This is a genomic window from Nonomuraea roseoviolacea subsp. carminata, from assembly GCF_024172185.1.
Taxonomy (GTDB): domain Bacteria; phylum Actinomycetota; class Actinomycetes; order Streptosporangiales; family Streptosporangiaceae; genus Nonomuraea; species Nonomuraea roseoviolacea.
Genome location: NZ_JAMZEC010000001.1, coordinates 4,898,103 through 4,924,353, shown reverse-complemented (window position 1 = coordinate 4,924,353; position 26,251 = coordinate 4,898,103). Strand labels below are relative to the sequence as shown.

General features: G+C 72.6%; 24 protein-coding genes. 12 read left to right on the top strand and 12 right to left on the bottom strand.

Going from position 1 to position 26,251, the window contains the following annotated elements; translation table 11 throughout:
* Nucleotides 1-67: 67 nt before the first annotated feature.
* The 3 genes from HD595_RS22965 to mshB form a co-directional block, all read right to left on the bottom strand.
* On the bottom strand, nucleotides 68-571 hold the full coding sequence (locus HD595_RS22965; protein ID WP_253772262.1) for a flavin reductase family protein: 504 nt from the start codon (nucleotides 569-571) through the stop codon (nucleotides 68-70).
* A gap of 9 nt (nucleotides 572-580) precedes the next feature.
* Nucleotides 581-1,036 (bottom strand): DUF6113 family protein, encoded by a 456-nt coding sequence (locus tag HD595_RS22960; protein WP_253772260.1) that lies wholly within the window; start codon nucleotides 1,034-1,036, stop codon nucleotides 581-583.
* A gap of 108 nt (nucleotides 1,037-1,144) precedes the next feature.
* A complete protein-coding gene (mshB, locus tag HD595_RS22955) occupies nucleotides 1,145-2,050 on the bottom strand; it encodes an N-acetyl-1-D-myo-inositol-2-amino-2-deoxy-alpha-D-glucopyranoside deacetylase (protein WP_253772258.1) in 906 nt (301 codons plus the stop codon).
* Between the two features lie 45 nt (nucleotides 2,051-2,095).
* Here mshB and HD595_RS22950 point away from each other — a divergent pair, with 45 nt between their 5' ends.
* The 4 genes from HD595_RS22950 to HD595_RS22935 are packed head-to-tail and all read left to right on the top strand — an operon-like array spanning nucleotide 2,096 to nucleotide 7,424.
* Nucleotides 2,096-4,162 carry a S9 family peptidase gene (locus HD595_RS22950; protein WP_253772257.1) on the top strand — a complete coding sequence of 689 codons (2,067 nt, stop codon included), beginning with the start codon at nucleotides 2,096-2,098 and terminating at the stop codon, nucleotides 4,160-4,162.
* Between the two features lie 57 nt (nucleotides 4,163-4,219).
* Entirely contained in the window at nucleotides 4,220-5,311 is a 1,092-nt protein-coding gene (locus HD595_RS22945; protein WP_253772255.1) for an epoxide hydrolase family protein, read from the top strand.
* A gap of 47 nt (nucleotides 5,312-5,358) precedes the next feature.
* Nucleotides 5,359-6,327 carry a helix-turn-helix transcriptional regulator gene (locus HD595_RS22940; protein ID WP_253772253.1) on the top strand — a complete coding sequence of 323 codons (969 nt, stop codon included), beginning with the start codon at nucleotides 5,359-5,361 and terminating at the stop codon, nucleotides 6,325-6,327.
* An 8-nt stretch (nucleotides 6,328-6,335) separates the two neighbouring features.
* Complete coding sequence (locus HD595_RS22935; RefSeq protein ID WP_253772251.1) at nucleotides 6,336-7,424, top strand: winged helix DNA-binding domain-containing protein; 1,089 nt, start codon at nucleotides 6,336-6,338, stop codon at nucleotides 7,422-7,424.
* A gap of 22 nt (nucleotides 7,425-7,446) precedes the next feature.
* On the opposite strand, the gene HD595_RS22930 is transcribed toward HD595_RS22935, so the two are convergent.
* On the bottom strand, nucleotides 7,447-9,243 hold the full coding sequence (locus HD595_RS22930; protein WP_253772249.1) for an ABC transporter ATP-binding protein: 1,797 nt from the start codon (nucleotides 9,241-9,243) through the stop codon (nucleotides 7,447-7,449).
* Between the two features lie 2 nt (nucleotides 9,244-9,245).
* Entirely contained in the window at nucleotides 9,246-10,934 is a 1,689-nt protein-coding gene (locus tag HD595_RS22925; RefSeq protein WP_253772247.1) for an ABC transporter ATP-binding protein, read from the bottom strand.
* Between the two features lie 135 nt (nucleotides 10,935-11,069).
* On the opposite strand from HD595_RS22925, the gene HD595_RS22920 reads away from it, so the two are divergent.
* Complete coding sequence (locus tag HD595_RS22920) at nucleotides 11,070-11,705, top strand: phosphotransferase (RefSeq protein ID WP_253772245.1); 636 nt, start codon at nucleotides 11,070-11,072, stop codon at nucleotides 11,703-11,705.
* Between the two features lie 35 nt (nucleotides 11,706-11,740).
* Here HD595_RS22920 and HD595_RS22915 read toward each other — a convergent pair whose 3' ends face one another.
* Genes HD595_RS22915 through HD595_RS22905 form a run of 3 tightly spaced genes read right to left on the bottom strand, consistent with a single transcriptional unit; the run spans nucleotide 11,741 to nucleotide 15,164 of the window.
* A complete protein-coding gene (locus tag HD595_RS22915) occupies nucleotides 11,741-12,481 on the bottom strand; it encodes a succinate dehydrogenase/fumarate reductase iron-sulfur subunit (RefSeq protein WP_253772243.1) in 741 nt (246 codons plus the stop codon).
* Nucleotides 12,478-14,403, bottom strand: a complete 1,926-nt coding sequence (locus tag HD595_RS22910; protein WP_253772240.1) for a fumarate reductase/succinate dehydrogenase flavoprotein subunit — start codon at nucleotides 14,401-14,403, stop codon at nucleotides 12,478-12,480. The genes HD595_RS22915 and HD595_RS22910 overlap by 4 nt, the downstream gene beginning before the upstream one ends.
* Nucleotides 14,400-15,164: a succinate dehydrogenase cytochrome b subunit gene (locus tag HD595_RS22905; RefSeq protein ID WP_253772238.1), complete on the bottom strand. Its 765-nt coding sequence runs from the start codon at nucleotides 15,162-15,164 to the stop codon at nucleotides 14,400-14,402. The genes HD595_RS22910 and HD595_RS22905 overlap by 4 nt, the downstream gene beginning before the upstream one ends.
* A gap of 135 nt (nucleotides 15,165-15,299) precedes the next feature.
* Between HD595_RS22905 and HD595_RS22900 the strand changes: the two genes are divergently transcribed.
* From HD595_RS22900 to HD595_RS22870, 7 genes are all read left to right on the top strand, one after another.
* Entirely contained in the window at nucleotides 15,300-16,229 is a 930-nt protein-coding gene (locus HD595_RS22900) for a LysR family transcriptional regulator (RefSeq protein ID WP_253772236.1), read from the top strand.
* A 36-nt stretch (nucleotides 16,230-16,265) separates the two neighbouring features.
* Nucleotides 16,266-17,402 carry a PP2C family protein-serine/threonine phosphatase gene (locus tag HD595_RS22895; protein WP_253772234.1) on the top strand — a complete coding sequence of 379 codons (1,137 nt, stop codon included), beginning with the start codon at nucleotides 16,266-16,268 and terminating at the stop codon, nucleotides 17,400-17,402.
* Entirely contained in the window at nucleotides 17,399-18,577 is a 1,179-nt protein-coding gene (locus tag HD595_RS22890; protein ID WP_253772232.1) for a sensor histidine kinase, read from the top strand. The genes HD595_RS22895 and HD595_RS22890 overlap by 4 nt, the downstream gene beginning before the upstream one ends.
* The gene (locus HD595_RS22885) at nucleotides 18,577-19,023 is read left to right on the top strand and encodes a response regulator (protein ID WP_253772230.1); all 447 of its coding nucleotides are present in this window, start codon (nucleotides 18,577-18,579) and stop codon (nucleotides 19,021-19,023) included. Before HD595_RS22890 ends, HD595_RS22885 begins: the two co-directional genes overlap by 1 nt.
* 195 nt (nucleotides 19,024-19,218) lie before the next feature.
* Nucleotides 19,219-20,010, top strand: coding sequence for a hypothetical protein (locus HD595_RS22880; RefSeq protein ID WP_253772228.1), 792 nt, complete (start codon nucleotides 19,219-19,221; stop codon nucleotides 20,008-20,010).
* 9 nt (nucleotides 20,011-20,019) lie between these two features.
* A complete protein-coding gene (locus HD595_RS22875; RefSeq protein WP_253772226.1) occupies nucleotides 20,020-21,906 on the top strand; it encodes a fumarate reductase/succinate dehydrogenase flavoprotein subunit in 1,887 nt (628 codons plus the stop codon).
* The gene (locus HD595_RS22870; protein WP_253772224.1) at nucleotides 21,903-22,655 is read left to right on the top strand and encodes a succinate dehydrogenase/fumarate reductase iron-sulfur subunit; all 753 of its coding nucleotides are present in this window, start codon (nucleotides 21,903-21,905) and stop codon (nucleotides 22,653-22,655) included. Before HD595_RS22875 ends, HD595_RS22870 begins: the two co-directional genes overlap by 4 nt.
* Before the next feature lie 59 nt (nucleotides 22,656-22,714).
* On the opposite strand, the gene HD595_RS22865 is transcribed toward HD595_RS22870, so the two are convergent.
* The 4 genes from HD595_RS22865 to HD595_RS22850 all read right to left on the bottom strand — a co-directional run bounded on the left by HD595_RS22865 (nucleotide 22,715) and on the right by HD595_RS22850 (nucleotide 26,250).
* Entirely contained in the window at nucleotides 22,715-24,013 is a 1,299-nt protein-coding gene (locus HD595_RS22865) for a hypothetical protein (protein WP_253781475.1), read from the bottom strand.
* A 130-nt stretch (nucleotides 24,014-24,143) separates the two neighbouring features.
* On the bottom strand, nucleotides 24,144-24,536 hold the full coding sequence (locus HD595_RS22860; RefSeq protein WP_253772222.1) for a (deoxy)nucleoside triphosphate pyrophosphohydrolase: 393 nt from the start codon (nucleotides 24,534-24,536) through the stop codon (nucleotides 24,144-24,146).
* Nucleotides 24,533-25,621 (bottom strand): C40 family peptidase, encoded by a 1,089-nt coding sequence (locus HD595_RS22855; RefSeq protein ID WP_253772220.1) that lies wholly within the window; start codon nucleotides 25,619-25,621, stop codon nucleotides 24,533-24,535. The genes HD595_RS22860 and HD595_RS22855 overlap by 4 nt, the downstream gene beginning before the upstream one ends.
* On the bottom strand, nucleotides 25,618-26,250 hold the full coding sequence (locus HD595_RS22850) for a hypothetical protein (RefSeq protein WP_253772217.1): 633 nt from the start codon (nucleotides 26,248-26,250) through the stop codon (nucleotides 25,618-25,620). The genes HD595_RS22855 and HD595_RS22850 overlap by 4 nt, the downstream gene beginning before the upstream one ends.
* Nucleotide 26,251: the final 1 nt, after the last annotated feature.

The following is a 26,251-nucleotide window of genomic DNA, read 5'->3' as shown; positions in this document are numbered from 1 at the left end:
GCCGAGCCACGTGCGGCGCCTGGGCCCTCCCGTGCTCTGCCGTAAAAGAAGAAAAACCTCGAATCCGCTATCGCGAGGTCCCGTAGCGGCCGTTGTGGTACAGGAGGGGAGCGGAGTCGGACGGGGTGCCGAGGTGGGTGACCTCGCCGACGATGATCGAGTGGTCACCCGCCGGATGAACGGCCGTCGTCCTGGCCTCCAGCGTGGCGATCGCCCCGTCGAACAGCACCACCCCCGACGGCGACCGGTGGTGCGGCCAGCGGGCGAGCGGGGCGTCGAGCGGCCGGCCGCGGTGGGCGAAGAAGCGCGAGGCGTCCTCCATGGACGCCGGCAGCACCGAGACCCCCCACACCCCGGCCTCCAGCACCGCCGCGTGGAAGCGGGCCGCCGTCTCGGCGCAGAAGAGCACCAGCAGCGGCTCCAGCGAGACGGACGTGAACGAGTTGACCGTCATCGCGTGGTCCACCTCCCCGAGCCGGGTCGTGACGACCGCGACGCCGGTGGCGAACTTCCCGACGACCTTCCGGTACGTCCGCTGGTCCACGGGCCGGCTGAGGGAACCATGGTGCACGGATGTACTTTACGTCGGCTTTCGCGGAATGTGCCCACGCAGGAGCCAGGAACCGCGCGACGACGCCGGCGACAGCAGGAAGGCCGCCACCGCCGCCAGGACGCCCCCGTACAGGTAGGTGTAGCCGGCCGGGCTGTTGGAGATGATCAGATCGCCCTGCGAGAGCTCCAGCGAGAACGGCATCGACACCAGCAGCCACCCGGCGGCCGTCACCGCCGCCCCGGCCCGCGCCCGCAGCATCCTGCCCGCTCCCAGGCAGACGCCGAACAGCGCCAGCAGCCAGCCGATCGCCGCGACGGGGACGGCGCCGACGTGCCAGGCCGCCTGCGTGAACCCGCCCACGACGCCCATGACGAGCCCCAGCACGAACAGCATGCCGTAGACGGCGCCGCCCAGCGCCGTGCCGGCCTGCCCGCGCTCCTCGTTGTCGAACAGCACCGCACCGGCCTGCTCGCGATCCTCCATGTCGAACGAGATTAGTGGATTCCGGAGAACCCCTCGCGCCCGAGACGCCCATGCGGAGGGCGAGCAGGACGGAGGTCACCGGGTGGAGGAGGTGGGTGGTGAGGGAGGTCAGTGGATTCCGGCGAACAGGTCGTTCTCGCGGTTGTGGGGCTCGCCCAGGCCGCCCGCCTCGACGGGGGCGCCGGGCATCGACGGCCCCGGCACCCCGATCGCCAGCACGTAGTGCTCGACCCCGAGCGCCTCCTGCCCGATGCCGTTGGACAGCGCGAACCACGGCTCCCGTACCGTGACCTGCGTGGCGTGGGCGCGCAGGGCGGCCAGCTTGGCCCCCACCCACGGCCGCGCGTCGATCTCCGTGGTGATCGCCTCGTCGGGGCTGCCGAACGGCATGTCGTCCACGTCCTCGACGAGGAAGCCCGACTTGGTCTCGCGCAGCGCCTCGGCCGTGCGCCGCAGCACCGAACGGGCCGCGGCCGTGTGGTAGAGCTTGGCGATCTGCCACGGCTCGCCCTCGCCGAAGCCCGGGTCGGCGGCCAGCTCGAACGCCCGCCGCGACACCCGGTGGGCCTGGATGTGGTCGGGGTGGCCGTAGAAGCCGTTGGCGTCGTAGGTGACCAGCACCTGGGGCCGCACCTCGCGGATGACCTCGACCAGTTCACCCGCGGCCTCGTCCAGGTCGGCCTGCCAGAACGCGCCGGGACGCTCGTTGGAGGCGACGCCCATCATCCCCGAGTCGCGCCACCGCCCGGGCCCGCCGAGGAAGCGGTGGTCGCGCACCCCCAGGGCCTCGCAGGCCGCCGCCAGTTCCCCGATCCGGTACGGCCCGAGCGCGTCGTCGCGGTCGGCGGCCAGGTGCGCCAGGTGCTCGGGGATGACCTCGCCCTCCTCGCCGAGCGTGCAGGTCACCAGCGTGACGTGGGCGCCCTCGGCCACGTAGCGGGCCATGGTGGCGCCGGTGCCGATCGACTCGTCGTCGGGGTGAGCGTGCACGAGCAGCAGCCGTCGATCGGTCATGAGTCCGAGCGTAACCAATTCCCGCTTCCTGGCAGGATTGGGGCCATGAGTGAGAGCTTCCCGCGTCTGTCGGCCAGGACCCGCCGGTTCACCCTCGGTGTGCCCAGGGGCTTCACGATCTCCCCTGACGGATCCAGGGTGGTGTTCCTGCGGACCAGGACCGGCACCGACCCGGTCACGTGCCTGTGGGAGCTCGACACCGACAACCACGTCGAGCGCCTCGTCGTCGACCCGCGCGCGCTCGACGCCGACGAGGGCGACCTGCCGCCCGAGGAGCGCGCCCGGCGCGAGCGCAGCCGCGAGCAGGCGGGCGGCGTGGTCGCCTACAGCACCGACGCCGGCGTGACGACGGCCGTGTTCGCCCTGGCGGGCGGCCTGTACGTGACGGAGCTGGCGAGCGGCGCGACCCGCCGCCTGGAGGTGCCGGGCGCGGTGATCGACCCGCGCCTGTCGCCCGACGGCCGGCACGTCGCCTACGTCTGCGAGGGCGCCCTGCGCGTCCAGGAGCTCGCCTCGGGCGAGGACCGCGCGCTGGCGACGCCCGAGGCGCCGACCGTGACGTACGGCCTGGCGGAGTTCATCGCGGCCGAGGAGATGGACCGGATGCGCGGCCACTGGTGGTCGCCCGGCGGCGACGCGCTCCTGGTGGAGCGGGCCGACGACGCGCCGGTCCACACCTGGTACGTCTCCGACCCGGCCAACCCCGACCGGCCGGCGACGGCCCAGCGCTACCCGGCGGCCGGCACGCCCAACGCGGTGACCGAGCTGTTCGTGCTGGGCCTGGACGGCTCGCGCGTGGCCGTGCCGTTCGCCGACGAGTACCTGACCACCGCCACCTGGGACTCCCACGCGCTGTCGATCGTGACGATGCCGCGCGACCAGAAGGCGCTGCGCCTGTTCGAGGTGGACCCGGCGACCGGCGCCTCGACGCTGGTGCGCGAGGACACCGACCCGGCGTGGGTGGACGTCGTCCCGGGCGTGCCGGGCCACCTCGACGACGGCTCGCTGGTGTGGGTGGCCGCGGCGGAGGGCGGCCACCGGCTGTTCGTCGGCGACCGCGCGGTCACGCCGCCCACGCTCCAGGTGCGCGCCGTGCTCGACGTCGACCACGACAGCGTGCTGTTCAGCGCGAGCGGCGACCCGACCGAGATCCAGCTCTGGACGTGGGACGGCCACTCGCTGCTGCCGGTCTCGACCCGTTCCGGGGTGTTCTCGGGGCGGATGGCCGGGGGCGTCGGCGTGCTCACCGAGCAGAGCCTCGACGCCGAGGGCGTGTCCACGACGGTCGTGCGCCGCGACGGCGTGGCGATCCCGATCCCGTCCGTGGCCGAGCGTCCCGGCCTCGACCTGCGGGTCTCGCTCGGCCGTTCCGGCCGTCGCGAGCTGTCCACCGCCGTGGTGCTGCCCTCCTGGTACGAGCCGGGCTCGGGGCGGCTGCCCGTCCTCATGGACCCGTACGGCGGGCCGCACGCGCAGCGCGTGCTCAACCGGCGCGGCGGCTACCTGGAGAGCCAGTGGTTCGCCGAGCAGGGGTTCGCGGTGGTCGTGGCCGACGGCCGCGGCACCCCGGGCCGGGGGCCGGAGTTCGAGCGGGCCGTGCTCAACGACCTGGCCACCCCTGCCCTGGAGGACCAGATCGACGCGCTCCAGGGCGTGGCCCAGCAGTACCCCGACGATCTCGACCTGGGGCGGGTGGCCATCCGCGGCTGGTCGTTCGGCGGCTACCTGGCGGCGCTGGCGGTGCTGCGCCGGCCGGACGTGTTCCACGCGGCCGTCGCGGGGGCTCCGGTGACCGACTGGCGGCTGTACGACACCTGCTACACCGAGCGCTACCTGGGCCACCCCGACGAGCAGCCGGACGTCTACGACAACTCGTCGCTGTTCGGCGACGCGGCCAAGCTGGAGCGGCCCCTGCTGCTCGTCCACGGCCTGGCCGACGACAACGTGGTGGCGGCCCACACGCTGCGCCTGTCGTCCGCGCTGCTCGCGGCGGGCCGCCAGCACAGCGTGCTGCCGCTGTCGGGCGTCACCCACATGACGCCGCAGGAGGTCGTCGCCGAGAACCTCCTCCTGCTCCAGGTCGACTTCCTCAAGCGCGCGCTGGGCGACTGACCCCGGCCCGGCACCGGAGGACAGAAGGTGGCCGCGATCCTTCCTAGGGTCGCGGCCATGTCCTCACCGATTCCCTTTCAGATCGACGTCCCCGAGGCCGAGCTCGACGAGCTGCGGCGCCGCCTGGACGCCACCCGCTGGCCCGCCGACCTGCCCGGCGCCGGCTGGACCCGCGGCACCCCTGTGGAGCACGCGAAGGAGCTGGCCGCCTACTGGCGCTCGGACTTCGAGTGGCGCGCCCAGGAGCGGCGGCTCAACGCGCTGCCGCAGTTCACGACCGTCATCGACGGCCAGACCATCCACTTCGCCCACGTCCGCTCGGACGACCCCGGCGCGCTGCCGCTCGTGCTGCTGCACGGCTGGCCGATGTCCTTCGTGGAGTTCCTGGAGGTGGTCGAGCCGCTGCGCGAGGACTTCCACCTGGTGATCCCGTCGATCCCCGGGTTCGCGTTCTCGTCGCCGCTCGCCGGGCCGGGCTGGACGGCCGGCCGCGTCGCCGGGGCGTTCACGCGGCTGATGGAGATCCTCGGCTACGACCGGTACGGCGTGCACGGCGGCGACACCGGCGCGTTCGTCGCCCCGGAGATGGGCCGCCTGGCCCCGGAGCGGGTGGTCGGCGTCCACCTCACCGGCATCCTGTCGTTCCCGGCGGGCGACGCGGAGGAGGACGCCCGGCTGACGGACGCGGAGCGTGAGCGGGCCGCCGCCCTCGACGAGGCGACCGCCGGGTACGTCGCGATCCAGTCGCGCTCGCCGCAGACCCTCGCGTACGGCCTGACCGACTCCCCGGCCGCGCAGCTCGCCTGGATCGCGGAGATGTTCCACCGCTGGGCGGGCGGGCCGGTGGACCGCGACCTGTTCCTCGCCGACGTCACCCTCTACTGGCTGACCGGCACGGCGGGCTCGGCGGCGCAGATCTACTACGAGCAGGTCAACGACCCGGCGGGCTGGGCGCCCCGGCCGCGCGGCACCGTCCCCACGGGCGTGCTGCTGGCGGGGACGAACGAGTACGGCATCCGGCCGTACGCCGAGCGCGACCACGCGATCGTCCACTGGTCGCAGCAGGACAAGGGCGGCCACTTCCTCGCCCTGGAGGAGCCGGAGGTGTTCGCGGAGGACGTCCGGACGTTCTTCCGCGCACTCACCTAGATGGATCGCGGCCGGAAACCGGCCGCGATCGGTGGCAGAGTCGTCGTGTGCTGGAGACCTCCGCCCGGCTGCTGCGCCTGCTGGGCCTGTTGCAGGGACGCGCCTACTGGCCGGGCCCCGAGCTGGCCGAGCGGCTCGGGGTCAGCCCGCGGACGCTGCGCCGCGACGCCGACAAGCTGCGCGCCCTCGGCTACCCCCTCGACGCGGTCGGCGGGGTGGGCGGCGGCTACCGGATGGGCAGCGGCGGCGGCCTTCCGCCGCTGCTGCTCGACGACGAGGAGGCGGTCGCCGTGGCGGTGGCGCTGGGCACGGCCGCGGGCGGCGCGGTGACCGGCATCGCCGAGACGTCCGTGCGCGCCCTGGCCAAGTTGGACCAGGTCCTCCCCTCGCGGCTGCGCCACCAGGTCGGGGCGCTGAGCGCCGCGATGGTGGCCATGCCGGCCGCCGGTCCCACGGTGGCCCCCGCGACGCTGACCGCCATCGCCGCGGCGGTGCGCGACCGGGAGCGGCTGCGGTTCGGGTACGTCGCGCGCGAGGGCGAGGAGAGCGCGCGCGACGCCGAGCCGTACCGGCTGGTCAGCGGCGGCCGGCGGTGGTACCTGCTCGGCTGGGACACGGCCCGGGACGACTGGCGCACGTACCGGGTGGACCGGATGTCCCTGCGGGTGCCTAACGGCCCGCGCTTCGTCCCGCGCCCGCTGCCCGACGAGGACGTGGCGCGCTACCTCACCCTGGGCACGGCCACCCGGCCGCACCGCCACCAGGCGGTCCTGACCATGCACGCCCCGGCGGCCGAGGTGGCTGGCGAGGTGCCGGTCACGCTCGGCGTGGTGGAGCCGGTCGACGAGCGCACGTGCGTGCTGCGGATCGGCTCCGACAGCCTCGACCACCTGGCGGTGTGGGTGGCCGCGTTCGGGTTCGAGTTCGAGGTGCGGGAGCCGCCGGAGCTGCTGGAGCACCTGCGCACGCTCACGGGGCGGCTCCGGCGCGCGACCCGGCCCGCCGAGGACGAGTGAGGAGACCGATGGACGTCCTTTCCCGGCGCGCCCTCAACCGGGCCACGCTGGAGCGCCAGCTCCTGCTGGGGCGTACCGGCGCACCGGCGCTGGAGGTGGTCGAACGGCTGGCCGGCCTCCAGGCCCAGGACCCCGACCCGCCGTACGTCGGCCTCTGGAGCCGCGTCACGGGCTTCCGGCACGACGACCTGACGACGCTGCTGTACGAGCGCCGGGTCGTGCGGGCGACGCTGTACCGGGGCACCCAGCACCTCGTGAGCGCGGCCGACCACCGGTGGCTGCGTCCTCTGCTGGGGCCGATGCTGGAGCGGTGGCGCAAGGGCGCGTTCGGCCGGGCGACGCCGGGCGTGGACCCCGCCGAGCTGGCCGGGAGCGCGCGGGACCTGCTCGCGGGCAAGGTGCTGACCCGGCCGGAGCTGGGCCGGGCGCTGGCCGAGCGCTGGCCGGAGGCGGATCCCGTCGCGCTGGCCCGTTCGGTGCAGGGGCTGCTGCCGGTCGTGCATCCGCCACCCGACGGGACCTGGGGACGGCGCGGGCCGACGCCGTTCGCGCTGGCGGACGACTGGCTCGGCACCCCACCGGCCGCGCCCACGCACGGGGCGCGTGAGCTGCTGCTGCGCTACCTCGCCGCTTTCGGCCCGGCCACGGTCGGTGACGCGCAGGCGTGGAGCGGCCTGACCCGGCTGCGGGCGGTCGCCGACGAGCTGCGGCCCCGGCTGGCGGTGTTCCGCGACGAGGAGGGCGCCGAACTGCTCGACCTGCCGCACGCGCCGCGGCCCGACCCGGACACCCCCGCCCCGGTCAGGTTCCTGGCCCCGCTCGACAACGTCTTGCTGGGCCACGCCGACCGGCGGCGGCTGATGGGCGCCGAGGCCCGCCGGCACGTCGGGGTGTACCCGGCGCTGCTGGTGGACGGCTTCGTGCGCGGACTGTGGGAGATCCGGCGGGCGAAGGGGGCGGCGACGCTGACGGTCCGCCTCTTCGCGCCTCTGACCGGCGCGGAGGAGGCCACCGTCGCGGAGGAGGGCGAGCGCCTGCTCCACTTCGCCGCCGCCGGAGCGCCGGAGCTCGACCTCCGCCTCGAAGCCATGAGCTGAACCCGGACGACGCGTGCGGGGCTCAGCCGGTCGTACCGGCCGGGACGTCCAGGGCGGGCTCTCCCCCGCCGGTACGGGCCGGAACGCCGTGCCAGCTGCTCCACAGGGCCGCGTACGAGCCTTCGGCGGCCACCAGCTCGTCGTGGGAGCCCAGCTCGGTGATCCGGCCGTCCTCGACCACCGCCACCCGGTCGGCGTCGTGGGCGGTGTAGAGGCGATGGGCGATCGCGATGACCGTGCGCCCGTCCAGCACCGCGGCGAGCGAGCGCTCCAGGTGGCGGGCGGCGCGCGGGTCGATCAGCGACGTGGCCTCGTCGAGCACCAGCGTGTGCGGGTCGGCCAGCACCAGGCGGGCCAGCGCGAGCTGCTGCGCGTGGGCGGGCGAGATCTCCGTGCCGCCGGAGCCGACGACCGTGTCGAGGCCGTCGGGCAGGGCGAGCACCCAGTCGAGCGCGTCCACCGCCGCGAGCGCGGCGCGCACCGCCTCGTCGTCGGCCTCGGGCCGGGCGATGAGCAGGTTGTCGCGCAGCGTGCCCTTGAACACGTGGTGCTCCTGGGTGACCAGCGCGACGTGCCCGCGCAGCTCGTCCAGCGGCAGCTCCACCAGCGGGACGCCGCCCACCGACACGGTGCCGGAGCGCGGGCCGTGGATGCCGGCCAGCAGCCTGCCGAGCGTGGACTTGCCCGCGCCCGACGGCCCCACCATGGCCAGCCGCTCGCCCGGCCGCACGGTGAGGGACACGCCGTGCAGCACGTCGCGGCCCTCCCGGTAGGCGTAGCGGACGTCGTCGGCCTCCATCAGCTCGCCGGAGGGCCGGACGCCGGAGGGCGCCCGGTCGTCGCGCACGTCGGCCACGCCGAGCAGCCGCGCCATGGCCGCCCCGCCCACCTGCAGCTCGTCGATCCACATGAGGAACCGGTCGAGCGGGTCGATGAGCTGCTGGGCGTACAGGGTGGCGGCGGTGACCTGGGCCAGCGTGACGTGGCCGTCGATGTAGAGCAGGCCGCCGACGAGCAGCGTGGACACCACCGGGATGACGTAGCCCAGCTCGACCGCCGGGAACCAGATCGTGCGCAGGCCGAGCGTGTAGCGCTCGGCGCCGAACGAGCGGGCGATGTCGCGGTCGGTCCGCTGCCTGCGCCGCTCCTGGAGGCCGAGCGCCTCGACCGCCCGCGCGCCCTCCACGGTCTCGGCCAGGCCCTCGGTCATGTCGGCGTAGGCGGCGTTCTCGCGCAGGTAGCCGTCGCGGGCCCGCTTGAGGTACCAGCGGGTGGAGAACCACAGCAGCGGCGCGGCCACCAGCATCGGCAGCATGAGCAGCGGCCCGACCAGCACCAGCGCGCCGAGCGTGATCGTGAACGTGACGACCGCGATCAGCGTCTCGGGCACCGCGTGCCGCACGGTCCTGGACAGCGAGTCGACGTCGCGGGACGTACGGGTGATCAGGTCGCCGGAGCCGGCCCGCTCGACCGTCGAGAGCGGCAGGCCCAGCACCCGGTCGACGAACTCCTCGCGCAGCTCGGCCAGCACCTTCTCGCCGAGCCGGGCCGAGGCCAGCACCGCGTACCGCACCAGCACGCCCTGCAGCAGCAGGAACGCGCCGATGCCGGCCGCGACCAGCCCCACGTTGACCGGGGCGCCCAGCTTGACGTCCTGGACGAGCCGGCCGAGCTGCCACGGCACGGCCAGCCCGGCGACGGCGGCCAGCCCGTGCAGGACGAGGGCGGTGGCGAGCCGGCGCGGGTACCTCAGCGTCAGCCGCCGGGCGTAGGCGCGCACCCGCGCCTGGTCGGCGACCGGCAGGATCTCGCGGGCCATCGTCAGTCCTCCCCTCGGGTCACGGTGGCGGCGTAGGCGGGCGAGGACTCCAGGAGCTCCCGGTGGGTGCCCTCGGCGAGCACCCTGCCGTCCTCGACGTAGATCACGTGGTCGGTGCGGTCGAGCACCAGCGGGCTGGTCGTGCAGACCAGCGTCGTGCGGCCGGCTCTCGCACCGGTCAGCCGGTCGGCGATGCGGGCCTCGCTGTGGGCGTCCACGGCGCTGGTCGGCTCGACCAGGATGAGCACCTCCGGGTCGGCCACCAGGGCGCGGGCCAGCCGCAGCCGCTGCTGCTGGCCGCCGGAGAACTCCCGGCCGCCCTCGGCCACCCGCGCCTCCAGCCCGTCGGGCAGGGCCTCGACGATGTCCTCGGCGCAGGCGGCGCGCAGCGCCGCGCGCACCTCGTCGTCGGACGCCTCGCCGCGCACGTCCAGCTCGTCGCGGAGCCGGCCGGTGAACAGGCGGGCGCCGTTGTCGGCGACCAGGATGCGGGAGCGGACCTCCTCGATGGGCAGCTCGGCCAGGTCGGCCGCGCCGAAGGTGACGTCGCCCGCGGTGTAGCGGCCGAGGCGGTCGGCGATGGCGATCGCGTCCTCGGGCGCGGCGGCGGCCACGGCGGTGAGCGTGCCCGGCTGGAGGGTGACGCCGCTGAACGTGTCGCGCAGCACGCCGCCCCCGCTGGTGCCGGTGCCGCCGGACACCTCGGGCTCCATCGCCAGGATGCGGACCACCCGGCGGGCGGCCACGTGGCCCTTGGTCAGCTTGTCGGCGGCCTCGGTGAGCGTGCGCATGGGGCCGATCAGGAAGACCGCGTAGCCGTAGAAGGCGACGAGCTGGCCCGTGGAGATCTGCCCGCCGATCGCGAACGACGCGCCGACGCCGGTGACGGCCGCGATGAGCACGCCCGGCAACAGGATCTGCGCCCCTTCGAGCAGCGACTCGACCCCGGCCACGGAGACACCGGCGTGGCGGACGCGCTGCGACTCCTCGCGGTAGCGGTCGGCGAACACCCGCTCGCCGCCGATGCCGCGCAGCACCCGCAGGCCGGCCACGATGTCGGCGGCCCGGGTGGACAGCTCGCCGGTCAGGTCGCGCTGGGCCTTCTGCCTGCGGTGCAGCGGCCGCAGCAGCGGCCCGACGGCCACGGCCATGAGCGGGACCCCGACCAGCACCATGAGCCCCAGCGGCAGCGAGGTCGAGATGAGGATCACGGTGACGGTGACGATCGCCACGACCGAGCCGGTGCCGCGCAGCAGGATGTCCATGGAGTTGCCGATGTGCGCGATGTCGGAGTTGCCGACGCTGACGACCTCGCCGGTCGACAGGCGCTTGGGCAGGGTGGCGCCGAGCCGGGCGGCCTGCCGGGCGGTCACCTGGACCGTGCGGTACGCGGCGGCCAGCCAGTTGTAGACGGCCAGCCGGTGCCGCATGATCCCGGTGTACGCCTGGACCAGGCCGAGCCCCAGCAGGGCCAGCGACCACAGCACCAGCGCGCGGGCGTCCTCGGCGGTGACCGCGTCGACGCCCTTGCCGATCACCGCCGGCACGAGGGCCTGCACGAGCCACCAGACGGTGGCGAAGCCGATGCCGCCCAGCAGGGACGGCAACTGGCGGCGCGCGTTCCACCACAGGTAGCGGAGCGGGCCGCGGACGTCGGGCATGCCGGGATCGGCTTGAGGAAGGGAGCGCATGGCCCGTCAAGGTTGACAAAGGTCCCGACAGCCCGGCAAACCATTTTCGCCCCTGGACCGTCCTTCCCTGGGCCGTCGGAGTCAACGGCCGCCGACCGGTGCGCCCGGCGTGGCGGTAGGCGAGAATCGGTCTCTGTGAGGCACGGGTACACCAACAGCACGGTGGGCGACGGCGCGCTGGTCGTGAAGTGTTACGAGGGCCCCGAGGCGGAGGTCCGGCTGCGCACGGAGAGCAGGTTCCTGCGCCGGTTGCGGGGGCGTCTGCCGGTGCCGCGCATCCACAAGATCACGCCGACGAGCGTGACGACCCGGTTCGTGCCGGGGGAGCACGGCCAGGACCTCCTGGACGACGGCCGGGCCGCGGAGGTGCTGGCCGCCTGCGGGCGTGCCCTGGCCCGGATCCACCGGCTGGGGATCGTCCACGGCGACTACGGCCCGCAGAACATGCTGTTCGACCCGGAGACGTACGAGCCGGTGGCCATCCTCGACTGGGAGTGGGCGCACCCGGGCCCGCCGGTCGAGGACCTGTCGTGGTGCGAGTGGATCGTGCGCACGCACCACCCGGAGCACGTGGCGCTGCTGCCGCGCTTCTTCGACGCCTACCGCGAGGAGGGCGGGCTCGACGTGCCCGCGTGGGACGCGCGGCACGCGGCGATGCTGGCCCGCTGCCGCGACCTGCTGGACTTCACGGCCCGCTGGGAGCCGGGAGGGGGCGGCGAGAAGCTCTGGCGCGACCGCCTCGACACCACCACCGCCTGGCTCGGGGGCTGACCCGGGGGCGCGGGGCCCCCGGGCACGGGGTGCGGCTACTTCTTGTTGGCCTGGAGGTAGTCGCTGTTCATGCGGGCGATCGTGTCCAGCGGGATGCCCTTGGGGCACACCGCGGTGCACTCGCCGGTGTTGGTGCAGCCGCCGAAGCCCTCGGCGTCCATCTGGTCCACCATGGCCTTGGCGCGGGTGAGGCGCTCCGGCTGGCCCTGCGGCAGCAGGCTCAGGTGGGTGATCTTGGCGGCGGTGAAGAGGGAGGCCGAGCCGTTCGGGCAGGCCGCGACGCAGGCGCCGCAGCCGATGCAGGTGGCCGCGTCGAACGCCGAGTCGGCGTCCTCCTTGCGCACCGGCACGCTGTGCGCGTCCGGGGCCGAGCCGGCCGGCACCGAGACGAAGCCGCCGGCCTGGATGATGCGGTCGAACGCCGACCGGTCCACGACCAGGTCCTTGACCACCGGGAACGGCGCGGCGCGCCACGGCTCGATGGTGATGGTCGCGCCGTCCTCGAAGTGGCGCATGTGGAGCTGGCAGGTCGTGGTGGCCCGCTGCTCGCCGTGCGCGACGCCGTTGATGACCATGCCGCACATGCCGCAGATGCCCTCGCGGCAGTCGTGGTCGAAGGCCACCGGGTCGTCGCCCTCGACGATCAGCCGCTCGTTGAGGACGTCCAGCATCTCCAGGAACGACATGTCGGGCGAGACGTCCTCGACCTTGTACGTCACCATGCGCCCGGCGTCGGTGGGGCCGCTCTGCCGCCAGACCTTGAGTGTCAGGTTCACTTGTAGCTCCGCTGGGTCATCTTGACGTACTCGTACTCGAGCGGTTCCTTGTGCAGCACCGGGACGCCCTCCGGCGAGTACTCCCACGCCGACACGTGCGCGAAGTGCTCGTCGTCGCGCAGCGCCTCGCCGTCGGCGTCCTGCGACTCGGCCCGGAAGTGGCCGCCGCACGACTCGGTGCGCACCAGGGCGTCCAGGCACATGAGCTCGGCCAGGTCGAAGAAGTCGGCGACGCGGCCGGCCTTCTCCAGGACCTGGTTCAGCTCCTCGGCGGTCCCGCTGACCTTGACGTTCTCCCAGAACTCCTTGCGCAGCTCGGGGATGCGCTCCAGGGCCTTGCGCAGCGACTCCTCGGTGCGCTCCATGCCGCAGTGGTCCCACATGAGCCTGCCCAGCTCGCGGTGGAAGGAGTCGGGCGTGCGGGTGCCGTTGACCGCCAGCAGGCGCTCGATCCGGGAGCGGACCTTGAGCTCGGCCTCGGCCACGGCCTCCTCGTCGACCTCGCCGAACGGCCCGGCCGCCAGGTAGTCGCCGATGGTGGTGGGCAGCACGAAGTAGCCGTCGGCCAGGCCCTGCATCAGCGCGGAGGCGCCGAGGCGGTTGGCGCCGTGGTCGGAGAAGTTGGCCTCGCCGATCACGAACAGGCCGGGGATCGTGGACTGCAGGTCGTAGTCCACCCACAGGCCGCCCATCGTGTAGTGGACCGCCGGGTAGATGCGCATCGGCACGTCGTAGGGGTTCTCGCCGGTGATGCGCTCGTACATCTCGAACAGGTTGCCGTACTTCTTCTCCACGGCGTCCCGGCCGAGCCGGTTGATGGCGTCGCGGAAGTCGAGGTACACGCCGAGCCCGCCGGGGCCGACGCCGCGGCCCTCGTCGCAGACGTTCTTGGCGGCGCGGGAGGCGATGTCACGCGGGACGAGGTTGCCGAAGGCCGGGTAGATGCGCTCCAGGTAGTAGTCGCGCTCGTCCTCGGGGATGTCACCGGGCGCGCGGTCGTCGCCCTTGCGCAGCGGCACCCACACGCGGCCGTCGTTGCGCAGCGACTCCGACATCAGCGTGAGCTTCGACTGGTACTCGCCCGACACCGGGATGCAGGTCGGGTGGATCTGCGTGTAGCAGGGGTTGGCGAAGTACGCGCCGCGCTCGTGGGCCCGCCAGATGGCCGTGGTGTTGCAGCCCTTGGCGTTGGTGGACAGGAAGAACACGTTGCCGTAGCCGCCGGTGGCGAGCACGACCGCGTCGGCGACGTGCCGCTCGATCTCGCCGGTCACCATGTCGCGCACGATGATGCCGCGGGCGCGGCCGTCGGCCACGATCAGGTCGAGCATCTCGTGGCGGGTGAACATCTGCACGGTCCCGGCCGCCACCTGCCGCTCCAGCGCCTGGTAGGCGCCGAGCAGGAGCTGCTGCCCCGTCTGGCCGCGGGCGTAGAAGGTGCGCGAGACCTGGGCGCCGCCGAAGGAGCGGGTGTCGAGCAGGCCGCCGTACTCGCGGGCGAACGGCACGCCCTGGGCCACGGCCTGGTCGATGATGTTCACCGAGACCTGGGCCAGGCGGTAGACGTTCGACTCGCGGGCGCGGAAGTCGCCGCCCTTCACGGTGTCGTAGAACAGCCGGTAGATCGAGTCGCCGTCGCCGCGGTAGTTCTTGGCGGCGTTGATGCCGCCCTGGGCGGCGATGGAGTGGGCGCGCCGGGGCGAGTCCTGGTAGCAGAAGGACTTGACGTTGTAGCCCAGCTCGCCGAGCGTGGCGGCGGCCGAGCCGCCGGCCAGGCCGGTGCCGACCACGATGACGTTGAGCTTGCGCTTGTTGGCCGGGTTGACGAGCTTGGCGGCGAACTTGCGCTTCTCCCACCGCTCCTCGATGGGGCCCTCGGGCGCCCTGGTGTCCCGGATCTCCGAGCCCTCTACGAACTTCACTTCACGACTCCGAAGGTGATGGCGAGCGGCGGGGCGAGGAAGCCGACGACGAGGACGGCCGACACGAGCGAGGCGGTCGCGCGCAGCGCCTTGTAGCGGGCGCGGTTGGCCCAGCCGAGCGTCTGGAAGGCGCTCCACACCCCGTGCCGCAGGTGCAGGCCCACCATGACGACGGCCACGAGGTAGATCAGCGTCACCCACCAGCGCGACGGGTCGAACCCGGCGATCATCCGGTCGGCCGGGGCGGAGTCGAAGCCCTTGGGGTTGACCACGCCGAAGGTCAGGTCGAGCAGGTGCCAGACGACGTAGAGCGCGATGGTGAGGCCGCCGAACCGCATGATGTGCGTGGCGTAGCCGCCGGCCTGCGACTTCTTGGCGACGTACTTCACCGGCCGCGCCTGCCTGGCCCGGCGGGCGAGGGAGATGGCGGCCCACATGTGCAGCACCACGGACACGACCAGGATGATCTCCAGGACCGTCAGCACCGACCGATAGGGAGCGATGGGCTCCAGGAGGGTGCGCAGCGCGTGGGCGTACTCGTTGAACGACTCGCGCCCGAGGAAGATCTTGAGGTTGCCCAGCATGTGCAGCAGCAGGAAGCCGACCATCACGGCGCCCGTGACGGCCATGACGGCCTTCTTGCCGTTGGAGGAGGCCATGAACGGGCGCGGCCTGCGGCCCGTGGGCTTCTTCGCCGGCGGGGCGGACTTGGGGGAACTAACAGGCGCGGTGGCGGAGCCGCGCTCTATCGTGGCAGTCACATTTCCTGACGCTAGGTATGCAGGGATGATCCGTCCAAGTCATCACGGGCCTGGTTTCCATAGCCGCTGGCTATGATGTCTGGTTTGTACGGCTAACCTGCGCGGCCCGGCGCGCGCCGGTGCGAGGAAAATCACATGCAGTTGCAGCAGCTCTCCTACTTCGTCGCGGTGGCCGAGACCAGGCACTTCACCCAGGCGGCCGAGCGGATGCGGGTCGCCCAGCCGTCGCTCAGCAAGCAGATCAAGGCGCTGGAGGCCGACCTCGGCGCCCCGCTGTTCTCCCGCGCGCGCGGCAACGTCACGCTGACCGCCGCCGGCGAGGCGCTGCTGCCGCTGGCCCGCCGCATGCTGGCCGACGCCGAGACCGCCCGCCAGGAGGTCGCCGAGCTGGCCGGGCTGCGCAAGGGCCGGGTGCGGCTGGGCGCGACCCCGTCGCTGTGCACCGGGCTGCTGGCCGACGCGCTGGCCCGCTTCCACCGCGACTACCCGGGCATCGAGCTGCTCGTCGAGGAGGGCGGCTCGCGCGACCTGGTCCGGGCGCTGGCCCGCGGGCAGATCGACCTGTCGCTGATCATCATGCCGTTGCAGGGCGACGACCCGGCCCTGGTCACCGAGGAGGTCCTGCGGGAGAACCTGGTCGTGGTCACCTCCTCCCACGAGCCGCTGCGCAAGCCGCATCTGCGCATCGAGGACCTGCGCGGCCGGCCGATGGTGATGTTCCGGCGCGGCTACGACCTTCGGGAGGCCACGCTGGCCGCCTGCCGGCAGGCCGGCTTCGAGCCCCGGCTGGCCGTCCAGGGCGGCGAGATGGACGCGGTGCTGCGGTTCGTGGAGGCGGGGCTGGGCGTGGCGGTCGTGCCGTCGATGGTCCTGGACGGGCGTCCCGGTCTGGCCGCCACGCCGCTCGCGCCGCCGGGGCTCAGCCGTACGGTGGCGCTCGCCCACCGCAGGGACGTGGAGCCGACCAGGGCCGCGCAGGCGTTCCGCGCGACGCTCCTGGCGTTCGTGGTCGAGGCGGGACAGGAGGGGACGCTTCCGCAAGGGGTGGAGCTCATCGCAGAATGAGCTGCGACAGTCCTACTGCTGTGAAGAGGCCCGCGTGTGACGGCATCACTGACCGAGCCCCTGACGCTGCTCCTCGTCGAGGACGACGACGGTGACGCCTTCCTGGTGGAGGAGCTGCTCAAGGAGGCGGAGGCGCCGCCGAGGATCATCTGGGTGCGCAGCCTCCGCGAGACCAGGTCGCGGCTGACCGGCGCGATCCAGTGCGTGCTGGTCGACCTGACGCTGCCGGACGCCTCGGGCCTGGAAGCACTGCGTGAGGTGCTGCGGCTGGCGCCGCACGCGGCCGTGCTCGTGCTGACCGGTCTGCGCGACGCCCACGTGGGCGTCGCCGCGGTGCAGGCGGGCGCGCAGGACTACCTCGTCAAGCAGGACATCGACGCCCGGCTGCTGGCCCGGGCCATCCGCTACGCCATGGAGCGCAAGCGGGCCGACCTGGCCCAGCTCCGCCTGGTCGAGGCCGAGCTGACCGCCAAGGAGAACGCCCGGCTGGAGGCGGGCCTGCTGCCCGTCGCGCTGCTGCGCGGCGACCGGGTCGAGCAGTCCACCCGCTACCTGCCCGGCAACCAGGGCACGCTGCTCGGCGGCGACTTCCTCGACACCGTGCAGACCCCGGACGGCGCGATCAACGTGGTGATCGGCGACGTGTGCGGCCACGGCCCCGACGAGGCGGCCCTCGGCGTCGCGATGCGCATCGCCTGGCGCACGCTGGTCCTCGCCGGGCACAACGGCGAGCGGCTGCTGCACACCCTCGACGCGCTGCTGCGGGCCGAGCGCAAGGCCCCGGAGATCTTCACGACCCTGTGCATGGCCACGATCACGCCCGACCTGCGCCACGCCCGGATGCGGGTCGTCGGCCATCCGCCGCCCCTGCTCGTGCGCGACGGCGTGGTGGACGTGGTCGACGGCGCGCCGTCCGGGCCGCCGCTCGGCATCTTCTCCGACGCCGCGTGGAAGGTCATCGACGTCCCCCTGGGAGAGGAGTGGGCGATCATGCTCTACACCGACGGCCTCATCGAGGCCGCCTCCGGCGGTCACGACCGGCCGCTCGGGGTGGAGGGCCTGGTCGAGCTGGTACGCCGGCACGGCTCGATCGACCTCGACCGGCTCATCGAGCACGTGGGCGCGACGGACGACGACCTCGCCATGCTGCTCGTGCGCGGGCGGAGCGCGTGAGCGCCGGCGCGGGCATCCGGCCGCTGCCGTCGCCGCCGGCGCCCACCGGGTTCGGCCGCCTGCCGATGGGCCGCTGGTTCGCCGTCGTCGGCTCGGCGTTCACGCTCGCGTTCGTGGTCGGGATCGTGCTCACGGCCATGCTCATCGAGCAGGTCCACGCCGCCCGGCCGCGTCCGGAGGTCGAGGCGCACCTGTCCCGGCTGTACGTGGCCCTCGTGGTGCTGCTGGTGCTGCTGCTGGCGGCCGGCGTGGTGCTGTTCCTCGTCGTGCGCTACGTCGTGCTCAAGCCCATCGCCAGCCTGAACGAGCAGGTGCGCCGGGTCGCGGCCGGCGACTTCGACCACCGGCCGAGCGTCGAACAGCCGGCGGAGCTGGCCGAGCTGTCCGGCCACGTCGACGCCATGCGCGAGCGCATCGTGGCGGCCTGGCGCAATGCCGAGGACCAGGCGGCCGAGCTGCGCCGCTCCAACGGCGAGCTGGAGCAGTTCGCGTACGTGGCCAGCCACGACCTCCAGGAGCCGCTGCGCAAGATCGCCAGCTTCACGCAGATGCTGGACCAGCGCTACGGCGACCGGCTGGACGAGCGCGCCAAGCAGTACATCCACTACGCGGTGGACGGCGCCCGGCGCATGCAGGTGCTCATCAACGACCTGCTCGACTTCTCCCGCGTGGGCCGGGTCAGCGGCGGGCGGGCCCCCGTCGAGGCCGGCGAGGCGCTGTCGGCGGCCCTCGACAACCTGTCGGCCACCCTGGAGGACGCCGGCGCGAGCGTCACCGCCGGCCCGCTCCCCCGCGTGCTCGGCAACGGGCTCCAGCTCACGCAGCTCTTCCAGAACCTGGTGGAGAACGCCGTCAAGTTCCGCGCCGACGATCCGCCCCGCGTCCGGATCGAGGCCGTGCGCCGCGACGGCATGTGGGAGTTCGCCTGCTCCGACAACGGCATCGGGATCGAGGCCGAGTACGCCGACCGGATCTTCCTGATCTTCCAGCGGCTGCACCCGCGCGACGTCTACCCGGGGACGGGCATCGGGCTGGCGCTCTGCCGCAAGATCGTCGAGTACCACGGCGGGCGGCTCTGGCTCGACCCCGACGCTCCGGGGCCGGGCGCGACCTTCCGGTGGACCCTCCCGGCGGCCGGCGACGCGGCCCCGTCCGGGGAGGGTGAGGACGCGTGATGGAGGGCCGGCCCATCGAGGTGCTGCTGGTGGAGGACGACCAGGGCGACATCCTGCTGACGCGGGAGGCGTTCGAGTTCAACAAGCTGCGCAACCGCCTGCACGTGGTCAACGACGGCGAGCAGGCGATGGCCTTCCTGCGCCGCGAGGAGCGCTACCGCGACGCGCCGCGGCCCGACCTGGTGCTGCTCGACCTCAACCTGCCGCGCATGGACGGCATGGAGGTGCTGCGCGAGGTCAAGGACGACCAGGACCTGCGGACGATCCCGGTCGTCATCCTGACGACCTCCGAGGCCGAGGAGGACATCCTCCAGGGCTACCGGTTGCACGCCAACGCGTACGTCGCCAAGCCGGTGGATTTTGAGCAATTTATCCGAGTTGTCCGGCAAATAGATGATTTTTTCGTCACGGTGGTTAAGTTGCCGCACCAGGGGAACCGCCTCTGACGCGTGGACGTGACAGGAATCACAGCGGGTCATCGAAAAAGTGAGTGACCCTTGTCACAAATGCTCACGTGGGCGTCGTAACGTATCCCCCACCAATGCGCGCCCGAGCGGAGACGACGCCCCGCGCCACGCGCAACCAGCGAACGACCCGGACCCCAGGCGAGCGAGGGTCCGCGGGAGGTGGAGAGGTCCCCGATGAGCCAGACGACGTCCGACGCGCCCGTCAGAAGGCAGCGCGCGCAGATCAAGGTGCGCACCCTGCGCACAGACCGATGGTGGCTGGCCCCGCTGCTGACCTTCCTCGGACTCAGCGCCTTCCTCGTCTACGGCGTGTGGGCCATCTTCGACACCCCGTACTACGTGCCCGGCGCCGAGTACATCGCGCCGTTCTCCTCACCCTGCCTGGCGACCTCGTGTCCCGAGGGGGCGCGGCTGTTCGGCCTGGCGCCGTTCGGCGACTGGTACACGCTGCCGCCCGGCCTGCTGATCCTCGGCCTGCCCGGCGGGTTCCGGCTGACGTGCTACTACTACCGCAAGTCCTACTACCGGTCGTTCTGGCTGTCGCCGCCCGCCTGCGCCGTGCAGGAGCCTCACGGCAAGTACACCGGCGAGACCCGCCTCCCGCTGATCATGCAGAACATCCACCGCTACTTCTTCTACGCGGCCATCGTCATCGGCGCCATCCTCTCCTACGACGCGATCCTCGCGCTCGTCCACAAGCCGCTCGGCCTCGGCTCCTGGATCCTGCTGCTCAACGCCGTCCTCATCGCCGCCTACACGCTGTCGTGCCACTCGTGCCGGCACATCACCGCGGGCCGGCTGAACCACTTCTCGCGCCACCCGGTCCGCTACCGCGCCTGGACCTTCGTCTCCAAGCTCAACGCCAAGCACCAGCCCCTCGCGTGGGCCTCGATGTTCTCCGTCATGGGCGCCGACTTCTACGTCCGCCTGGTCGCCAAGGGCATCATCGCCTTCCCGTACGCGTAAGGAATCTCAGTGGAAATCGAGCGTCACGAATACGACGTCGTCGTCATCGGCGCGGGAGGCGCCGGGCTGCGGGCCGCCATCGAGGCCCGTCAGCAGGGCAAGCGCACCGCCATCGTGTGCAAGTCGCTGTTCGGCAAGGCCCACACGGTCATGGCCGAGGGCGGGGCCGCCGCCGCGATGGGCAACGTCAACTCCGACGACAACTGGATGGTGCACTTCCGTGACACCATGCGGGGCGGCAAGTTCCTCAACAACTGGCGCATGGCCGAGCTGCACGCCAAGGAGGCTCCCGACCGCGTGTGGGAGCTGGAGGCGTGGGGCGCGCTGTTCGACCGCACCAAGGACGGCAAGATCAGCCAGCGCAACTTCGGCGGCCACGAGTACCCGCGCCTGGCCCACGTCGGCGACCGCACCGGCCTGGAGCTGATCCGCACCCTCCAGCAGCGGGTCGTGGCCCTCCAGCAGGAGGACTACGAGCAGCACGGCGACTACGAGGCCTACATCAAGGTCTTCGCCGAGTGCACGGTCACCCGCCTGCTCAAGGACGGCGACCGCATCTCCGGCGCGTTCGGCTACTGGCGCGAGAGCGGCAGCTTCGTCGTCCTCGACGCCCCGGCCGTGGTGCTGGCCACCGGCGGCATCGGCAAGTCGTACGTGGTGACCTCCAACTCCTGGGAGTACACCGGCGACGGCCACGCCCTGGCGCTGCTCGCGGGCGCCGACCTCATCAACATGGAGTTCATCCAGTTCCACCCGACCGGCATGGTCTGGCCGCCGTCGGTGCGCGGCATCCTCGTCACCGAGTCGGTCCGCGGCGACGGCGGCGTGCTGCGCAACTCCGCCGGCGAGCGCTTCATGTTCAACTACATCCCCGAGGTGTTCAAGGACAAGTACGCCACCACCGAGGAGGAGGCCGACCGCTGGTACACCGACCAGGCCAACAACCGGCGGCCCCCGGAGCTGCTGCCCCGTGACGAGGTGGCCCGCGCCATCAACGCCGAGGTGAAGGCCGGGCGCGGCTCACCCCAGGGCGGCGTCTTCCTCGACGTGTCCACCCGCCTGCCCGCCGAGGAGATCAGGCGGCGGCTGCCGTCGATGCACCACCAGTTCAAGGAGCTGGCCGACGTCGACATCACCGCCGAGCCCATGCAGGTGGGCCCGACCTGCCACTACATCATGGGCGGCGTCGAGGTCGACGCCGACACGGGCGCCGCCGCGGTGCCCGGCCTGTTCGCCGCGGGCGAGGTGTCCGGCGGCATGCACGGCTCCAACCGGCTCGGCGGCAACTCGCTGTCCGACCTGCTGGTCTTCGGCCGCCGCGCGGGCGCGGGCGCCGCCGCGTACGTGGACGCGCTGCCCGCCCGGCCCAAGATCGGCCAGGAGCAGCTCGACGAGGCCCGCGAGGAGGCGCTGGCCCCCCTCCAGCGCACCGGCGAGAACCCGTACGAGGTCCACCACGAGCTCCAGCGCACCATGAACGAGCTCGTCGGCATCATCCGCAAGGCCGAGGAGGTCGCCGAGGCCCTGGAGGTCGTCGAGAAGCTCAAGGAGCGGGTGCGCCTCGTCGGCGCCGCCGGGTCGCGCATCTACAACCCGGGCTGGCACCTGGCGCTCGACCTGCGCAACATGATCCTGGTATCGGAGTGCGTGGCCCGCGCCGCGCTGCTGCGCGAGGAGAGCCGCGGCGGCCACACCCGCGACGACTTCCCCGGCATGAACCCCGAGTGGCGGCGCAAGCTGCTCGTCTGCTCCACGGCCGACGGCTCCTCGATCACCGTCGAGGAGAAGGTCCAGCCGGCGATGCGCGACGACCTGATCACCCTGTTCGACCGCGACGAGCTGAAGAAGTACCTCACCGACGAAGAGATGTCCGAGTTCGACGGGATTTCGAAATGAGCTACAAGGCGAAGTTCAAGGTCTGGCGCGGTGAGGGCGGCGAAGGCAAGCTCGAGGACTTCACCGTCGAGGTCAACGAGGGCGAGGTCGTCCTCGACATCATCCACCGGCTCCAGGCCACCCAGGCGCCCGACCTCGCGGTCCGCTGGAACTGCAAGGCCGGCAAGTGCGGCTCCTGCTCCATGGAGATCAACGGCAAGCCGCGGCTGGGCTGCATGACCCGCATGTCCACCTTCGAGGAGGACGAGACGATCACGGTCACGCCGATGCGGACCTTCCCCGTCATCAAGGACCTGGTCACCGACGTCTCGTTCAACTACCAGAAGGCACGCGAGATCCCCTCGTTCACGCCCCCGCAGGGGGTGCGGCCGGGCGAGTACCGCATGCAGCAGGTCGACGTCGAGCGGTCCCAGGAGTTCCGCAAGTGCATCGAGTGCTTCATGTGCAACAACATCTGCCACGTCATCCGTGACCACGAGGAGAACAAGCCGGCCTTCGCCGGGCCGCGCTTCCTCATGCGGATCGCCGAGCTGGACATGCACCCGTACGACGTGGCCGACCGCCAGGAGTCGGCGCAGGAGGAGCACGGGCTCGGCTACTGCAACATCACCAAGTGCTGCACCGAGGTCTGCCCCGAGCACATCAAGATCACCGACAACGCGCTGATCCCGATGAAGGAGCGCGTGGTGGACCGCAAGTACGACCCGCTGGTGTGGCTGGGCAACAAGATCTTCCGTCGTCCCAAGTGACCTGACGCGACGAGGCGGCCGGTGGAGCTTCCACCGGCCGCCTGTTTCGTGCCTGGTCTCTAGTCGGTGCGGCGGTGCCGGCCGCCGTCCGGCTCCTGGCCCGGCAGGTGGTCGATCAGCGTCGCGTCACCCGTGGCCGGGCCCTCCGGCTGCTCCGGCGGGACCGCCGGCTCGAACAGACCCCGGTGCGTCCCCTGGGGTTCCTCCCGCACCGGCTCGTTGCTGTAGTCGTCCGGGTGCAGCACCACGGGCTCGGGGGCCGGGTCCGGGCCGGTCTGGCCGGACGGCGGGAGCACCGGGAGGCCGGACTCCTCGTACGTCGCCGGGTCCGGGTAGACGGCCCCGTACTGGACCGGGCCGCCGGGGTACGCCTGGACCGGCACGAAGCTGAGGATCGGCGCGTACGCGGTGGTCGCCGGATAGCCGGGGGGCATGCCGGTGGAGGCGTAGCCGGGGCCCGCGGGGTATCCGGCGGGGGCGGTCGGGTAGCCGGGGCCACCGGGGCCGGGCGGGTAGCCCGGGCCGGCCGCATAACCGCCGGGACCGGTCGGGTAACCCGCACCGGCGGGGTAGCCACCGGGGGCGGTCGGGTAGCCCGCACCGGCGGGATAGCCGCCGGCCGGGTGGCCGTGGCCGGCGGGATGGCCGGGGCCGCCCAGGTCGGGCCGGAGCGGGCCGGCCCGGCGGACGGCCGCCGCGTGCGCCATGCGGCGCAGCCGCCCCTCGAAGATCAGTACGGCGAACAGCACCAGCAGCACCATGACCAGCGCCGGGATGCTGAGCTTCTGCGCCATCTCGGCCTGGTCGAACTCCGGCGTGGCGGCGCGTACCTCAAGCTGGACCGACTCGCTGGTCGTGGTGTCCTGAGGCGTGGCCGTGGGCTGCGGCTGCGTGGGCGTGTCGGTGCCCGCGACGCTCGGGAGCTGGACGCTCTGCTCTTCCGTGGGCTCCGCGGGCTCCGTGGCCTGCGGGACGCTCGGCGGCTCCGCCGTGGTCTCCGGCGGCTGCACGGGCGGCAGGTTCTGCGTCGGGGTGCTGGGCGGAGGAGTCGGCGCCGCGCTGGTCGTGGACTTCTTCGGCGTCGGCCTGGCCGTCTTGGTGGCGGGCGGCGACTTGGTGATCGTGCGGGTGATCGTGGTCTCCGGCTCCTCCTCAGGCGTGGGGAGGGTGGTGGTGACCGTGACCGTGACCTCGGGCGTGCTCTCGCAGGCCTGGTCGGTGTCGCACGGGTCGACGTTCGGGTCGTACGCGACGACCGACGCGCTGGCGCTCTGGACGACGAACGGCGCGGCGCCGATGCCGGTCAGGCCCAGCGACAGGACCATCGCGGAAACGGCCGTCGCTCGCGTGCGTGCCACCTGTGCCCTCCGCGATCCGGAACCATGGTCAAAGGAATCTTAGTCCGGTAAAAGACACAGTAAAGACGAAATTACCCCACGTTTTACCGACAAATGCGCGTACTGCCGGTTGCGCTGGGCGGAGGCCAGGTCACCGGGCGCGCAGCACGTCCTCGACCGCCCGCATCACCGGCAGGTCCGCCCCCAGCCACGCCACGTCGTAGTATTCGCCGGGCCCCAGCCACCGCAGCGCGAGGTGCTCCTTGGCCACCGGCGTGCCGTCGGCGAGCGAGCACAGCCACACCCGCATGACGTAGCCCTCGGCCAGCGCCCAGTCGCCGCCGACCCGCTCGCCCACGGCGACCTCCACGCCGAGCTCCTCGCGGCACTCGCGCACCAGCGCCTCGGCCTCGCTCTCCCCCGGATCGACCTTGCCGCCCGGGAACTCCCACCCGCCGGCCAGCGCGGGCGGCTCCGCGCGCTGCGCGGCCAGCACCCGCCCCCGCGGGTCCACGATCACCGCCGCCACCACGACCACCGTCATAGCGACCGCAGTTTCTTGAGCTGGTCGACGACGTCCGGATTCTGCAGCGGCCTGGTGAAGCCCACGATGTTCCCGCGGCCCTCGTACCCCGTCACCTTGATCGGCCCGCACAGCCGGCACCGCGCCTCGATCATCTTCCCCTTCGACACGACCATCCCCACATGACCGGGGTTGTCGGGCGACGTGCCCGGCCCCGCGTTGAAGAACACCAGATCACCCGGCTGCTCATCCCCCTGCGCCACCTTCACGCCGAACGGCCACTGCTGGAAGGTGGTGCGCGGGATCCTCAGGCCCGCGGCCTGGTAGGCCGCGTAGATGATGCCCGAGCAGTCGAACGCGTCAGGACCCGTGCCGCCCCACAGGTACGGCTTGCCGCGCTGCGCCAGCGCGAACGCGAGGATGTCGGCCACCACCTCGCTCGGCGCGGCCTCCACCAGCGGCTCGTCGCAGGAGTCGTCGGCCTCCGGAGGCGTCTCGACCTCGCCGCTCTTGGCGTAGCGGCGGGCGATCTCCTGGACCTGGTCGACGTACCACCAGGCGCGGTTGTAGACGAACAGCGCCCGCCGCACGTTCTCCGGGGCGCCGTTGCGCTTGAGCATCTTGGCGGCGCCGAGGATCGCGTCGGCCGGGTTGTAGACGTCGGCGATCCCGTCGCCGTCGCCGTCGGAGGCGTAGCCGCTGACCGACGACGACATCGGGATCCGCGCCTTGCCGCCCCACGTGCTGATGAGGAACTGCATCGGCCCGGCCGCGCCCGCGTAGTTCGTGCCGCTCTTGACGCCTGGCAGGTCGGACCGGCCGTGGTCGGTCTCGCGCTTGCCGACGGCGGCGAGGATCGTCCACTGCACGCCGATCTTCTCGCCGTTCTTCTTGTACAGCTCCAGGTAGTCGGGCGGGATGTCGGAGGCGGCCGAGTCGGAGGCCTCCTGCGCCTTCTTGCCCCCCGAGCAGTCGGGCTGCTCGCCGCCGTTGCCGATGAACGACGGGATCGAGGTGAGGAGCATCGGCGAGACGATGACGAGCGCGAGCAGGACCGCCCCGGCCGCGCCGAGTGCCAGGGCGACGCGTGTACGGGAGAGGTTCACCCCGACTCGTCCCCCTTCTGGCCGTCCTCGGCGGGCTGGATGTCGAAGACCCTCCAGTCGGTGCCCAGCTCGCTCACCGTGACCGCGTAGTCGTCGGTGAGCTGCTTCGCGCCGCTCTTGGCGGTGATCTGCTGGGTGCCGGTGACGACCAGGACCACGGACGTCTTCTCGACCGACCTGATCTCCTTGACCTTGGCCGTGCCCGTGGACACCACCTCGTCGGCCTGGTTGCGCTCGACCGTGCCGGGTGAGGTGAGCGTGCGCGCCAGCACGCTGCCGAGGTCGGCGGTGGTGAACACCTTGACCCGGTCGGCGTACGCGGCCGGGTCCTCGTCGTAGCGGAACGTGCCGTACGCGGCGGTGAACCGCTCGGCCAGGTCGGCCGCCGCCGCGAGCTGCTCCTTCGTCAGCGGCAGGTACGCGTAGATGTCGAAGGGGGCGTTGCTGGCCGTGGCCAGCGGCGTGCTGCGCGGTACGGTCACCACGCTGCGCGGCGTGCGTCCGGCGGCCGGCTCCTCCTCGGGGGAGTCGCCGGAGCCGGGCCACATGGTGAGGTAGAGGCCGACGGCGGCGATCACCACCACGATGGCGGCGAACGCCAGCCCCCGCTTGTCACCGGGCAGGGCCATC